General features: G+C 68.8%; 11 protein-coding genes. All 11 read right to left on the reverse strand.

Translation table 11 applies throughout. The features are described from left to right. Positions 1-17 precede the first annotated feature (17 nt). Positions 18-689, reverse strand: a complete 672-nt coding sequence (locus SK095_RS09080; RefSeq protein ID WP_320548650.1) for an SPOR domain-containing protein — start codon at positions 687-689, stop codon at positions 18-20. A 15-nt stretch (positions 690-704) separates the two neighbouring features. After that, a complete protein-coding gene (gene folC / locus SK095_RS09085; RefSeq protein WP_320548651.1) occupies positions 705-2,003 on the reverse strand; it encodes a bifunctional tetrahydrofolate synthase/dihydrofolate synthase in 1,299 nt (432 codons plus the stop codon). After that, complete coding sequence (accD, locus tag SK095_RS09090; protein WP_136488752.1) at positions 2,000-2,884, reverse strand: acetyl-CoA carboxylase, carboxyltransferase subunit beta; 885 nt, start codon at positions 2,882-2,884, stop codon at positions 2,000-2,002. Before accD ends, folC begins: the two co-directional genes overlap by 4 nt. A 262-nt stretch (positions 2,885-3,146) precedes the next feature. Then, positions 3,147-3,767 (reverse strand): phosphoribosylanthranilate isomerase, encoded by a 621-nt coding sequence (locus SK095_RS09095; protein WP_320548652.1) that lies wholly within the window; start codon positions 3,765-3,767, stop codon positions 3,147-3,149. Between the two features lie 77 nt (positions 3,768-3,844). Next, the gene (truA, locus tag SK095_RS09100; RefSeq protein ID WP_136488754.1) at positions 3,845-4,699 is read right to left on the reverse strand and encodes a tRNA pseudouridine(38-40) synthase TruA; all 855 of its coding nucleotides are present in this window, start codon (positions 4,697-4,699) and stop codon (positions 3,845-3,847) included. A gap of 2 nt (positions 4,700-4,701) precedes the next feature. Next, positions 4,702-8,046, reverse strand: a complete 3,345-nt coding sequence (locus tag SK095_RS09105) for a FimV/HubP family polar landmark protein (protein WP_320548653.1) — start codon at positions 8,044-8,046, stop codon at positions 4,702-4,704. A gap of 158 nt (positions 8,047-8,204) precedes the next feature. Continuing rightward, the gene (locus SK095_RS09110; RefSeq protein WP_136488756.1) at positions 8,205-9,200 is read right to left on the reverse strand and encodes an aspartate-semialdehyde dehydrogenase; all 996 of its coding nucleotides are present in this window, start codon (positions 9,198-9,200) and stop codon (positions 8,205-8,207) included. Positions 9,201-9,363: 163 nt separating this feature from the next. After that, positions 9,364-10,476 carry an aspartate-semialdehyde dehydrogenase gene (gene asd, locus SK095_RS09115; protein ID WP_136488757.1) on the reverse strand — a complete coding sequence of 371 codons (1,113 nt, stop codon included), beginning with the start codon at positions 10,474-10,476 and terminating at the stop codon, positions 9,364-9,366. Between the two features lie 60 nt (positions 10,477-10,536). Further along, the gene (leuB, locus tag SK095_RS09120; protein WP_136488758.1) at positions 10,537-11,619 is read right to left on the reverse strand and encodes a 3-isopropylmalate dehydrogenase; all 1,083 of its coding nucleotides are present in this window, start codon (positions 11,617-11,619) and stop codon (positions 10,537-10,539) included. Positions 11,620-11,694: 75 nt separating this feature from the next. Then, positions 11,695-12,342, reverse strand: coding sequence for a 3-isopropylmalate dehydratase small subunit (gene leuD, locus SK095_RS09125; protein ID WP_136488759.1), 648 nt, complete (start codon positions 12,340-12,342; stop codon positions 11,695-11,697). 11 nt (positions 12,343-12,353) lie between these two features. Next, positions 12,354-13,778, reverse strand: coding sequence for a 3-isopropylmalate dehydratase large subunit (gene leuC, locus SK095_RS09130; RefSeq protein WP_136488760.1), 1,425 nt, complete (start codon positions 13,776-13,778; stop codon positions 12,354-12,356). Between the last annotated feature and the right edge of the window lie 21 nt (positions 13,779-13,799).

Raw genomic sequence — 13,799 nt, forward strand, 5'->3', positions numbered from 1 at the left:
GTCAGCCGCGATTGCGTTCAGCGCCGTTCGGGCTGGAAGCGCACCACGATCGGACTCAGGCGGTGCTGACGGGCGATCTGCTCGCGCATCCGCTCGGCATCCCCGCGCTCGAGCAGCGGACCGACGAATACCCGGTTCATCCCGTCCGCCGAGCGGATGTAGGCATCGAGCCCCTGACTGCGCAGCTTCTGCTGCAACTCCTCCGCGCCGGCACGGCTGGACAGGCTGGCCAGCTGCACCGCCCAGCTGACCGGCACGCCGTCGGCATCGAGACGGGCGGGCGGCGGGGATGGCTCAGCGACAGGTGCAGGTGCAGGTGCAGGTGCAGATGCAGATGCAGATGCAGATGCAGATGCAGATGCAGATGCAGATGCAGATGCAGATGCAGATGCAGATGCAGGAGTCTGCGCCACGGGTGGTGCCGGGACGGCGTCCCCGACAGGCGGAGCGACAGGCGCCACGGCCGCCTCATCCGCCAGGGGCGCGACGACCTGTGGCTCCGGCACGACGACCGGCTCCGGCGTCGCCGTCATCGCCGACGGCATTTCCGGCATCGGCGGCGCCTCGACACGCACGCGGCGCTGCTCGTCCTCACGGTTGAACAGCATGGGCAGGAACACCACTACCAGCGCCAGCAGCACGGCGGCCCCGACAATCCGTTGTTTCAGTCTCCGGTCCAGCATGGCCATCGGCTGCCTCTCCGCTTATCCCTGATGGGGCTGCTGGTCGCTGCCGAGCTGTTCCAGCCAGTGCAGGGCCTCGGCCACGCTGTAGAAGGAGCCGAACACCAGGACCTCGTCGTCCTCGCCGGCCAACTCAAGCTGCGACTCGAGGGCCGCAGCCAGCGAAGCACAGGCGCAGGCGCTGGCGCCGCGCGCCGCGAGAGCGGCCTGCAGTTCCGCGGCACTGCGGCTGCGCGGGGTCGGCAGCGGCGCCACGGCCCAGTGAGCGATCTGCCCCAGCAACGGCTCGAGCACACCGGCCAGATCCTTGTCGGCCAGCAAACCGAACACGGCCAGGCGACGCCCGGCCAGGGGATGCAGGGCCAGGCGCGCGGCCAGGTACTCGGCGGCATGCGGATTGTGGCCGACATCCAGCAGCAGGTTCAGCGTCCTTCCCCGCCAGCATAGCCGACGGCGCTCCAGGCGGCCGCTGACGCGGGTCTCGCGCAGCGCCTCGACCAGCGTCCCAGGCTGCCAGGGCAAGCCCAGCAGGACGAAGGCCTGCAGGGCCAGGGCGGCATTCTCCATCGGCAGATCGAGCAGCGGCAGGTCGTTGAGCTCCAGCGGCTGACCGGACGGATCCTGGCCACGCCAGTGCCAGCTCCTTTCGCCGAGCGCCAGGTCGAAGTCGCGTCCGCGCAGACGCAGCGGGCAGCCCAGCTCGCGGGCGCGCGCCAGCAGCACCGGGGGCGGATCCAGGTCACCACAGGCGACCGGCTTGCCGGCACGGAAGATCCCGGCCTTCTCCACCGCCACACTGTCGCGGCTGTCGCCCAGCCACTCGACATGGTCGACACCGATGCTGGTGACCACCGCCAGGTCGGCATCGACCAGGTTCACCGCATCCAGGCGACCGCCCAGACCGACCTCGAGCACCACCGCATCCAGCGCCGCGCGCTCGAACAGCCAGAAGGCCGCCAGGGTGCCCATCTCGAAATAGGTCAGCGACGTTTCGCCCCGCGCCGCCTCGACAGCGGCGAAAGCGGCGCAGAGCGCCTCGTCGCTGGCTTCGCCGTCCGGCAACTGCACCCGCTCGTTGTAGCGCAGCAAGTGCGGCGAGCTGTACACGCCGACACGCAGCCCGCTGGCGCGCAGCAGGCTGGCGAGGAAGGCACAGGTCGAACCCTTGCCGTTGGTGCCGGTGACGGTGATCACCCGCGGCGCCGGGCGGCCGAGACCGAGGCGCTCGAGCACTGTGCGAGCGCGCTCCAGGCCCATGTCGATCGACACGGGATGCAACTGCTCCAGGTAGCTCAGCCAGTCGGCGAGGCTGCGACTCATGCGCTGAGCGGCTCCGCGACCGGGGTCGGCTGGTGGGTCAGCTGGGCCAGCAGGCGGGCCAGGCGCGGACGCAGCTCGGCGCGATGGACGATCATGTCGATGGCGCCGTGATCGAGGAGGAACTCGCTGCGCTGGAAGCCTTCCGGCAGCTTCTCGCGCACGGTCTGCTCGATCACCCGCGGGCCGGCGAAACCGATCAGCGCCTTGGGCTCGGCGACGTTGACGTCACCGAGCATGGCCAGGCTGGCCGACACGCCACCGTATACCGGATCGGTCAGCACGGAAACGAAGGGGATGCCCTCCTCGCGCAGACGGGCGATCACCGCCGAGGTCTTGGCCATCTGCATCAGCGAGATCAGCGCTTCCTGCATGCGCGCGCCGCCGGAGGCGGAGAAGCAGATCAGCGGGCAGCGCTTCTCCAGGGCGACGTTGGCGGCGCGCACGAAGCGCTCGCCGACGATCGAGCCCATGGAGCCGCCCATGAAGGAGAACTCGAAGGCGCAGGCGACCACCGCCAGGCCCTGCAGGGTGCCGCTCATGGCGACCAGCGCGTCCTTCTCGCCGGTATCCTTCTGCGCGGCGCTCAGGCGGTCCTTGTACTTCTTGCTGTCACGGAACTTCAGGCGGTCCACCGGCTCCAGCTCGGCGCCGATCTCCTCGCGGCCTTCGGCATCGAGGAAGAAGCCCAGACGGGTACGCGCGTTGATGCGCATGTGGTGATCGCACTTGGGGCAGACATCCAGGGTCTTTTCCAGCTCCGGACGGTAGAGCACCGTGTCGCAGGACGGGCACTTGTGCCACAGACCCTCGGGCACCGTGCTTTTCTTCACCTCGGAACGCATGATCGAGGGAATCAGTTTGTCTACCAGCCAGTTGCTCATGCTCTGTTCTCCGTAGGCCCGGACTGGCGCGCACCGGGTGCGCGCACAGCTCCTCGAGCAGATTCACGTTGGGACCACGATCCGACACGGCTCGCCCGGCAGCCCTGCTGCCCGCACGACGACGCCCGCATCGCTCGCGACCATGGTGCGCGCGGCCGCCGCAGCGGCCATCACGCGATAAATTCAGCACCGACAGGTCCAGCCCTGCGGCGATCTCAGGCTAATGGACGGCGCGCCGGTGGCGACCGTCACATGGCCGACGTCAACTGCCGCGCACCGCCGCGACGAAGGCCCGCACCCTGGCGGCATCCTTGACACCCTTGCTCGCCTCCACCCCGCCGCTCACGTCCACCGCCCACGGACGCACCTGGCGGATCGCCGTCGCGACGTTCTCCGGCGTCAGGCCGCCGGCGAGGATGAGCGGACAGCCGGGCTCCTCCGGCACCAGCGACCAGTCGAAGGCTTCGCCGGTACCGCCCGGCACGCCGGGGACGAAGGTATCCAGCAGGATGCCGGCGGCCTCGGGATATTCGGCGCAGCGCGCGCGAATGTCCTCTCCCGGACGCACGCGCAGGGCCTTGATGTAGGGGCGGTGGTAGCCGACGCAGTCGGCCGCCGTCTCGTCGCCGTGGAACTGCAGGAGATCCAGCGGCACCGCGTCGAGGATCTCGTTCAGCTCGCAGCGCGAGGCGTTGACGAACAGGCCGACGGTGGTGACGAAGGGCGGCAGCGCCGCCACTATCTCCCGAGCGCGGTGCACGTCGACCGCCCGCGGACTCTTCGCGTAGAACACCAGACCGATGGCATCGGCGCCGGCCTCGGCCGCCACCAGGGCATCCTCGACGCGGGTAATCCCGCAGATCTTGCTGCGAACCACTGACAACGGGACACCCTCCGGCAGACAAAGTCGCGATAGTAGCAAATGCCCCGGACAGCGTCAGCCTGCCTGGCGACTCGGGTTCAGGACTCCAGCGCGGAAAGGAAATGCGGGCCCAGGTAGCGCTGCGGCAACTGGAACTCGTCCGGGTACTCCACCTGCACGAGATACAGCCCGTAGGGATGGGCGGTCACTCCGCCGCTGCGGCGATCGCGCGCGGCGAGGATTTCCGCCACCCACTGCGGCTCGCGCTCGCCGGCGCCGATGGCCATCAGCACCCCGGCGATGTTGCGCACCATGTGGTGGAGGAAGGCGTTGGCGCGCACGTCCAGCACGATGAAGCGGCCATGTTCGATCACCTCCAGATGATGGATGGTCTTGATCGGCGACTTGGCCTGGCACTGCACGGCACGGAACGAGGTGAAGTCATGAGTGCCGACCAGCGCGCGGGCAGCGGCACGCATGCGCGCCACCTCCAGCGGACGGTGGTTCCAGGTGATCTCCTCGGCCAGGTGCGCCGGACGCACCGGGTCGTTGTAGATCACGTAGCGGTAGCGACGCGCCACGGCGGAGAAGCGCGCGTGGAAGTGCGCCGGCATCGGCTGCGCCCAGGTCACGCTGATGTCGCCCGGCAGGTTGGCATTGGTACCCATGATCCAGGCCTTGAGCGGACGCTCGACGCCGGTATCGAAGTGCACCACCTGTCCGCTGGCGTGCACCGCTGCGTCGGTACGCCCGGCACAGATGATCGACACCGGCTCGGCAGCCACCTTGGACAGCGCCTTCTCCAGCGCCTCCTGCACCGAGGGAACCCCGGCCTCCTGGCGTTGCCAGCCGCGATAGCGCGCCCCCTTGTACTCGACGCCGAGGGCAATCCTGGAAACGCCAGCGGCAGCCGTCTCGGCTGCCGCTGGTACTGCAATGTCTGCGAACGTCATGCTCAGGCGATGCGCCCCATCATCTCGCGCGCTTCCTGCTGCTGGCCGGCATTGCCCTCCTTGAGCACCTCGTCGAGGATGTCGCGGGCGCCATCGGCATCCCCCATGTCGATGTAGGCGCGGGCCAGCTCCAGCTTGGTCGCGGTCTCGTCGGTATCGGCGAGGAAGTTGAAGTCCTCGTTGCCGGTCAGCTCCGGCACCGCAGCCACTTCCGCCACGTCGAACGACGGCAGCTCGGCGCCGGCAGCCGGCTCGGTGACTCCGGACTGGGCGAGGAACTCGTCGAACGCGGCATCCAGATCATGCTCCACCCCGCTGCTCGCTCCCAGCGCCTGCAGCTCGAGTTCCAGTTCGTCCAGTCCCTCCAGGCTGGCGGTTGCCGGCACCACGCCCGGCTCCCCCTCCTCGGGATCGGCCAACTCCAGGCCGGCCAGATCCAGCAGGAGTTCGTCCTCGCCGCTCACGGCGACGCTGTCGGTGGCCGGCTCAGCTACGCCAGCCTGCGGTGCGTCGGCCTCGGCCAACAGGAACGAGTCGTCCAGCCCCAGCTGATCCAGCTCGGCGAGCAGGCTCTCGTCGTCCCCACCGGCGACCGGCGACTGCGGCTCGGCGGCCAGCAGCGCATCGTCCAGGCCCAGTTGATCCAGTTCGGCGAACAGCGCCTCGTCGCTCGACTCGACGACTGCCGGCGCCGGCTCATCCGCCAGCAGCGTATCGTCCAGACCCAGTTGATCCAGCTCGGCGAACAGCGCCTCGTCACCCAGCTCGGTGACTGCCGGTGCCGGCTCATCCGCCAGCAGCGTATCGTCCAGACCCAGCTGATCCAGTTCGGCGAACAGATCCTCGTCGCTCTGCGCGGCACCGGGGGCGCGGGCGCCCTCCTCGGCCTGCAGGGTTTCGCCCAGCCCGAAGTCAACGTCTGCAGCCGCAGGCGGCAGCTCGATGGCATCCAGCTGCAGGTCGAAGTCCAGAGCGTCCGGCTCGGTCAGCCCCTCGCTGGCGACCACATCCGACTTCGCCGGCTCGAGCCCCAGCAGATCGTCGCCCAAGCCCTCCAGGGTCAGCTCGTCCAGCCCCTGGCCAGCCTCGACGGCGGCCTGCGGGCTGGCCGCCAGCTCGCGCTCGAGTTCGGCCTCCAGATCGTCGAGACTGAGGTCGAAGTCGCCGGCCGGCTCGCTCGCTGCGCCCGCCTGCTGCGCTGCGCTCGGCGCCAGGTCGTCGAGGGTGAGGTCGTCGAGGGAGAACTCCTCGTCCTGCCGGGCAGCGACCTTGTCATCGCCAGCGCCGGCCGAGAAATCGAAAGCATCCGCCGCCGCGGCCGCGCCGATGCCGATGGCGGCAGCGCTGGCGAGGATCTGCGGATAGCGGGCACGCAGCTGATCGATCTGCGGCTGGGCGCCGCCAATCTCGCCCAGCTCGGCCTCCTGACGGACGAAACCTTCACGGTCGCCCATCTCGGCGCAGACTTCCATCAGCTTGAGGCGCAGATCGGCGCGCTGCGGCTCCTCGTTGATGGCGTTGCGCAGCAACTCGGCGGCCTGGGTGAAGCGACCGTAGGTGCTGTACATCTCTGCCTCGCCCAGCGGGTCGGAGCCCTTCAGCGACGGCATGGGCGCCCCCGGCGCACGCTCGTCGGCCAGCGGCTCGCCCAAGTCCGGGACGTCGACCGGAGCGACCGCCGCTGCGGACGATGCCCCCGGATCGGTGAACAGCTCGCCCGGCGCATCGTCGCTCGGCTTCTGCGCCTTGCGCCGGGCATTGATCATCAGACCCAGGCCGGCCAGCAGAGCCAGGGCGCCGCCTCCAGCGGCCAGCAGCAGCGGGTCGGCCAGCACCTCGTCGAGCAGGCTCGGCTCGTACGCCGGCTCGGCCTCGACCGGCAGGGCGGCCGGCTTGACCGGAGCAGGCTCGGGCGCTTCGGCAACCGGGGCCGGTGCGGGCTGCTCGCTTGCAGCCGGAGCGGGCTCAGCCGCCGCGGGTTCGGCAGCGACCGGCGCCGCAGCGGCCTCGACCGGCTTGGCGCCGGCTTCAGCCTCGGCGCCGGCCTCGGACTCCGGTCTGGTATCGGCCGCCGGCTGCGCTTCGGCTGCGACCTGCGGCTTGCCGTCGGCAGCAGCTTCGACCTTGCCTTCGGCCGTCGGCTGGGGCGCTGCGGCAGCCACCGCAGCCTCGGCGCCAGCAACGCCGGCAGCCGCGACCGGCGCCGCGGCCTCGCTCGCCAAGCCGCCCTGCAGCTTGGCCAGTTGTTCGTTCTTCAGCTCGATCAGGCGCTGCAGCTTGTCCAGCTGGCTCTGCAGGTCGCCGAGGCGCTCCTTGAGCTCCTGGTTCTCGCGCTGGGTGGTCGCCAGGCTTTCCTGGTTGACCGCCAGCTTGTCGGCCAGCGCCTTGCTGTCGGCGGCGGCGCCGTTGTCGCTGCCGCTGGTCGACTTGCCGGCAGCGGCGGACACCAGACGCAGATTGTCCTCGACCGGCGCCTGGGCCGGTGCGTTGCCGGCCTGGCTGCGGCGGGTGGCGTCGAGCTGGCGGGCGGTCGCCACCGGCTGGACCACACGTCCCTCGCGCCAGGCACTGTTCTGCGCCTGCACCTGGGCCAGGGCATCGGCCTGGCTGCGGCTGCGCACCTGCGCTTCGGTCGGCAGGCGCAGCACCTGGCCGCTCTTCAGGCGATTGATGTTGCCATCGAAGAAGGCATCCGGATTGAGCTCCTGGATCGCCAGCATGGTCTGGTGCACCGACACGGCATTGCTCGGCCGGGCACGCTCGGCGATCTGCCAGAGGGTATCGTCGCGGCCGACGCGGTACTGGCCATCGCGCAGCGAATCCCGGGCGAGGCCCGGCGCCGGGGCGACGGGAGCCTCGGCCTGCGGCGCGGGCAGCGGCGCCCGCTCGGACAGTTGCGGAACGGCAGGCGCGATCGGGGCGGCCTGGGGCAGGCGCGGGGTGGCAGCGGCAGCAGTCTGCGGCGAGTACAGCGGCGGATCGAGCAGTACGGTGTATTCGCGCAGCAGGCGACCGTTGGGCCACAGCACCTCGACCAGGAAGTTCAGGTAGGGCTCGCGCACCGGCTTGCTGGAAGTCACGCGGATCACGCTCTTGCCGTTGGGCTTGAGCACCGGGGTGAACTTGAGGTCGGTCAGGAAGTACGGGCGGTCGACGCCGACCTTGTTGAATTCCTCGACGGCGGCGAGCGCCGGGATCACTTCGCCGGTGCCCAGGTCACGCACCTCGAGCAGTTCGATCTCGGCATCCAGCGGCTGGTTCAGGGCGGACTTCAGCGAGATCTCGCCCAACCCCAACGCGTGCGCCATGCCGGAGGTCAGCGCCGAAGCGGCGGCAATTGCTAGCACCAGTTTGCGTACCCGAACCATAGCGTGTAATCCCTTGTTTCTTCTGTCTCGCCGAGCGAGTGGCGGCACGCCGGAGCCCCGCGGCCGGTGTATGCGGGGCCTCGGGACATGCGCGACCAGGATGGACAAAGCCGACCGAAATGTCGGGCCAGTATCTTTTACAGGGTGTGTTTAAGCAACAACTCGGCCAGCCGTACGGCATTGAGCGCCGAACCTTTTCGCACGTTATCTGATGCAATCCACAAATTGAGTTCGCACGGATCCAGTTGCCCCGCACGCAGCCGGCCGACATAGACCAGGTCCTGGCCCAGGGCATCGCCCACGGCGGTGGGATAGTCGCCCTGCTCGACCAGCTCGAGTTCCTCGGCATCGTCCAGGCAGTGGCGCACCACGGCCAGGTCGACCGGCTCGGCGCACAGCAGGCTGACCGCTAGGCTGTCGCCGAAGAACACCGGCGCCTGCACGCAGGTCGCCGCCACCGGCAGCGTCGGCTCGCCGAGCACCTCGCCCAGCTCGCCGGCCAGGCGGCGCTCGTCGCGGGCGTGGCCGTCGGGCAGCTCGGCGCTGGCGCGGGCCAGCAGGTTGAAGGCGATCTGCCGGTCGAACAGCTGCGGCTCCACCGGTCGGGCGTTGAGCAGCTGGGCGGTCTGCCGGGCCAGCTCCTCGATGCCGTCGCGGCCGCGGCTGGACACCGCCAGGCAGGCGGTGAGGGTGACCCGGCGCAGCTCGACCACCTGGCGCAGGGTGCCGAGCACGCTGGCCAGCGCCACCACCGCCGGCAGCGGGCTGCGCAGCCAGCGCGCGGACTCGGCCTGCTGCGGATTGACTTCGGCCACCACGCAGGGCGCCCGCTGCGGGTCCAGCACGCCGGCGAGATCGACCAGCGCGCAGCCGGCGGCCTCGATGCGCGCCAGCTGCGCGGCGGGGAGCGGCTCGAGCAGGAACACCAGGGACACGCTGGCGAAATCGAAGCCGTCGGCAGGCTGGACGCGCAGGTTGCGCTCGCGGAACGCCGCGACCTGGCCGGCGGCATCGGCTGCTGCCAGGGCATGCAGGGTGCCGACCGGGAAATCGCGCTCGTCGAGCGCCATCAGCAGCGCCTCGCCGACCAGACCGGTAGCGCCGACCACGGCGATGTCGAAGGATTGATTCATGGGGGACCTCGGAAAAAGGTGTGGCACTTTAGCGAGCCGGGCAGGCGCTGGATAGGCACCAGCGGACTCTAGGGACGACTGGTTGCCAGGCCTTTGACATGAAGCAAAAGACCCGCCGAGGCGGGTCTTCTGTGATCGCGACAGGGGCGCTGGCGTCCTGCCCTCAACGCTCCAGCAGGATGCGCAGCATGCGGCGCAGCGGTTCGGCCGCACCCCACAGCAGCTGGTCGCCGACGGTGAAGGCGCCGAGGTACTGCGAGCCCATGTTGAGCTTGCGCAGGCGGCCGACCGGCACGCTCAGGGTGCCGGTCACGGCAGTCGGGCTCAGCTCGCGCATGCTGATCTCGCGCTGGTTCGGCACCAGCTTGACCCAGGGGTTGTGCTGACTGATCAGGCCCTCGATGTCGGCCAGCGGCACGTCCTTGTTCAGCTTGATGGTCAGCGCCTGGCTGTGGCAGCGCATGGCGCCGATGCGCACGCACAGGCCGTCGACCGGGATCGGGCTCTTGTTGCGGCCGAGGATCTTGTTGGTCTCGGCCTGGCCCTTCCACTCCTCGCGGCTCTGGCCGTTGGGCAGCTCCTTGTCGATCCAAGGGATCAGGCTGCCGGCCAGCGGCACGCCGAAGTGGTCGACCGGGAAGTCGGCGCCGCGCTGGGTCTCGGCGACCTTGCGGTCGATGTCGAGGATGGCGCTGGCCGGGTTGGCCAGATCGTCGGCCACCGCGTGGTGGATCGCGCCCATCTGCTTGATCAGCTCGCGCATGTTCTGCGCGCCGGCGCCGGAAGCCGCCTGGTAGGTCATGGCGCTCATCCACTCGACCAGACCGGCCTCGTACAGGCCGCCGAGAGCCATCAGCATCAGGCTGACGGTGCAGTTGCCGCCGATGTAGTTCTTCACCCCGTTGTCCAGCGACTGGTCGATGACCTTGCGGTTGACCGGATCGAGGACGATCACCGAGTCATCGTTCATGCGCAGGCTGGAGGCCGCGTCGATCCAGTAGCCCTGCCAGCCGGCTTCGCGCAGCTTGGGGAATACTTCGCTGGTGTAGTCGCCACCCTGGCAGGTGAGGATCACGTCGAGGGTCTTCAGTTCGTCGATGCTGTAGGCATCCTTCAGCGGGGCAATGTCCTTGCCGATCGACGGACCCTGGCCACCCACGTTGGAGGTGGTGAAGAACACCGGCTCGATCAGGTCGAAATCGCGCTCTTCCAGCATCCGCTGCATGAGCACGGAACCCACCATACCGCGCCAACCGACAAGACCTACACGCTTCATCGCAACTACACCTTTCTCGAAAAAGTGGGGCCGCCCGCGACGGGGCGGCTCCCGGACAGCTTACAGATTCCGCAGCGCGGCGACTACCGCATCGCCCATCTCGCGGGTACCGACCTTCTGGCAGCCTTCCGACCAGATGTCGCCGGTGCGCAGGCCCTGGTCCAGCACGTTGCTGACCGCCTGCTCGATGGCGTTGGCCGCCTCGACCTGGGCGAAGCTGTAGCGCAGCATCATCGACACCGAGAGGATGGTGGCCAGCGGGTTGGCGATGCCCTTGCCGGCGATGTCCGGCGCCGAGCCGTGGCACGGCTCGTACATGCCCTTGTTGTTGGCGTCCAGCGAGGCCGACGGCAGCATGCCGATCGAGCCGGTGAGCATGGAGGCCTCGTCCGACAGGATGTCGCCGAACATGTTGTCGGTGACGATCACGTCGAACTGCTTGGGCGCACGGACCAGCTGCATGGCGGCGTTGTCGACGTACATGTGCGACAGCTCGACCTCCGGATAGTCCTTGGCCACTTCCTCGACCACGGCGCGCCACAGACGGCTGGACTCCAGCACGTTGGCCTTGTCCACCGAGCACAGCTTCTTGTTGCGCAGCATGGCCATGTCGAAACCGACCTTGGCGATGCGGCGGATCTCGCTCTCGCTGTACGGCAGGGTGTCGAACGCCATGCGCTCGCCATTCTCCAGCACGCGGCTTTCGCGCGGGCTGCCGAAGTAGATGCCGCCGGTCAGCTCGCGGACGATGAGGATGTCCAGGCCGGCAACGATTTCCGGCTTGAGGGTCGAGGCGCCGGCCAGCTGCGGGTAGAGCAGCGCCGGACGCAGGTTGCCGAACAGGCCCAGCTGCGAGCGGATCTTCAGCAGGCCCATTTCCGGACGCAGCGGACGATCGAGGTTGTCCCACTGCGGGCCGCCGACGGCGCCGAGCAGGATGGCGTCGGCCTTGCGGGCGCGCTCCAGGGTCTCGTCGGCCAGCGGGCTGCCGTACTTCTCGTAGGCGGCGCCGCCCAGCTCGTCGTAGCTCAGCTCGAAGCCCAGGGCGTACTTGTCGTTGGCGACTTCCAGCACCTTGACCGCTTCGGCGACGATTTCCGGACCGATGCCGTCACCCGGGAAAACCAGAATCTGCTTGCTCATGCTGTCCTCAACATTTCGTAGGGTGCGCCGCGCGCACCTTGCGTTTCATCCAGTGGTGCGCACAGCGCACCCTACTCACTTGATCGCGCCGAACAGCCAGGGGCTGGCCTGCTGGTGCTTTTCCTCGAACGCGCGGATCGCGTCGGCGTCCTGCAGGGTCAGGCCGATGTCGTCCAGGCCGTTGAGCAGGCAGTGCTTGCGGAACGGATCGATCTCGAAGCTCAGCACCTTGCCGTCCGGGCGGGTCACGGTCTGCGCCGCCAGGTCGACGGTCAGCTGGTAGCCCTCGCTGGCCTCGCACTGCTTGAACAGCTCGTCCACTTCCGCTTCCGGTAGGATGATCGGCAGCAGGCCGTTCTTGAAGCTGTTGTTGAAGAAGATGTCGGCGTAGCTCGGCGCGATGATGGTGCGGAAGCCGTATTCCTCGAGCGCCCACGGGGCGTGCTCGCGGGAGGAGCCGCAGCCGAAGTTCTCGCGGGCCAGCAGCACGCTGGCGCCCTGGTAGCGCGGGAAGTTCAGCACGAAGTCCTGGTTGACCGGACGCTTGCTGCAGTCCTGGTTCGGCTGGCCGACGTCCAGGTAGCGCCACTCGTCGAACAGGTTGGGGCCGAAGCCGGTGCGCTTGATCGACTTGAGAAACTGCTTGGGAATGATCTGGTCGGTGTCGACGTTGGCGCGATCCAGCGGGCAGACCAGGCCGGTGTGTTGGGTAAAGGCTTTCATTCAGGCAATCCTCAGTTCAGCAGCTCGCGCACATCGACGAAGTGACCGGTCACCGCGGCGGCGGCGGCCATGGCCGGACTGACCAGGTGGGTACGGCCACCGGCGCCCTGACGGCCCTCGAAGTTGCGGTTGGAGGTGGAAGCGCAGTGCTCGCCGCTCTCCAGGCGGTCCGGGTTCATCGCCAGGCACATGGAGCAGCCCGGCTCGCGCCACTCGAAGCCGGCCTCGATGAAGATCTTGTCCAGCCCCTCGGCCTCGGCCTGCGCCTTGACCAGGCCGGAGCCCGGCACCACCAGCGCCTGCTTGACGGTGGCGGCGACCTTGCGACCCTTGGCCACCTCGGCGGCGGCGCGCAGGTCCTCGATGCGCGAGTTGGTGCAGGAACCGATGAACACGCGGTCCAGCTTGATGGTGGTGATCGGCTGGTCGGCGGTCAGGCCCATGTACTTGAGCGCGCGGACGATGGAGTCGCGCTTGACCGGATCGGCCTCGTTGGCCGGGTTCGGCACGCTCGCATCGACCGGCAGGACCATTTCCGGCGAGGTGCCCCAGCTGACCTGCGGCTTGATCTCTTCGGCCTTCAGCTCGACCACGGTGTCGAAGTGGGCGTCGGCGTCGGACACCAGGCCCTTCCACTGCGCCACGGCGGCATCCCAGTCGGCGCCCTTGGGCGCGAAGGTGCGGCCTTCGACGTAGGCGATAGTCTTCTCGTCGACGGCGACCAGGCCGACGCGGGCGCCGGCCTCGATGGCCATGTTGCAGATGGTCATGCGGCCTTCCATCGACAGCTCGCGGATCGCGCTGCCGGCGAACTCCAGGGCATGGCCGTTGCCGCCGGCGGTGCCGATCTTGCCGATGATCGCCAGCACGATGTCCTTGGCGGTGACGCCGGCGGGCAGTTGGCCCTCCACGTTCACCCGCATGTTCTTCATCTTCTTGGCCACCAGGCACTGGGTCGCCAGCACGTGCTCGACCTCGGAGGTGCCGATGCCGTGGGCCAGCGCGCCGAAGGCGCCGTGGGTGGAGGTGTGCGAGTCGCCGCAGACCACGGTCATGCCCGGCAGGGTGGCGCCCTGCTCCGGGCCGACCACGTGGACGATGCCCTGGCGCACGTCGTTCATCTTGAATTCGAGGATGCCGAAGTCGTCGCAGTTCTCGTCGAGGGTCTGCACCTGCAGGCGCGACACCTCGTCGTGGATCGACTCCAGGCCGCCCTGGCGCTCGGCCTTGGTGGTCGGCACGTTGTGGTCCGGGGTGGCGATGTTGGCGTCGACGCGCCACGGCTTGCGGCCGGCCAGGCGCAGGCCCTCGAAGGCCTGCGGCGAGGTCACTTCGTGGAGGATCTGGCGGTCGATATAGATCAGCGCCGAACCATCGTCGCGCTGCTTGACCAGGTGCATGTCCCAGAGCTTGTCGTAAAGCGTCTTGCCGGCCACGGGGTGTTCCTCATCGGTTGT

The organism is Pseudomonas sp. AN-1, assembly GCF_034057115.1.
Lineage (GTDB): Bacteria > Pseudomonadota > Gammaproteobacteria > Pseudomonadales > Pseudomonadaceae > Geopseudomonas.

Excerpts from the sequence above, each read along its gene's own strand:
- truA (WP_136488754.1), bottom strand. The coding sequence starts at position 4,699 with ATGACGTTCGCAGACATTGCAGTACCAGCGGCAGCCGAGACGGCTGCC.
- SK095_RS09080 (WP_320548650.1), bottom strand. The coding sequence starts at position 689 with ATGGCCATGCTGGACCGGAGACTGAAACAACGGATTGTCGGGGCCGCC.
- leuD (WP_136488759.1), bottom strand. The coding sequence starts at position 12,342 with ATGAAAGCCTTTACCCAACACACCGGCCTGGTCTGCCCGCTGGATCGC.
- accD (WP_136488752.1), bottom strand. The coding sequence starts at position 2,884 with ATGAGCAACTGGCTGGTAGACAAACTGATTCCCTCGATCATGCGTTCC.
- leuB (WP_136488758.1), bottom strand. The coding sequence starts at position 11,619 with ATGAGCAAGCAGATTCTGGTTTTCCCGGGTGACGGCATCGGTCCGGAA.
- SK095_RS09110 (WP_136488756.1), bottom strand. The coding sequence starts at position 9,200 with ATGAATCAATCCTTCGACATCGCCGTGGTCGGCGCTACCGGTCTGGTC.
- asd (WP_136488757.1), bottom strand. The coding sequence starts at position 10,476 with ATGAAGCGTGTAGGTCTTGTCGGTTGGCGCGGTATGGTGGGTTCCGTG.
- folC (WP_320548651.1), bottom strand. The coding sequence starts at position 2,003 with ATGAGTCGCAGCCTCGCCGACTGGCTGAGCTACCTGGAGCAGTTGCAT.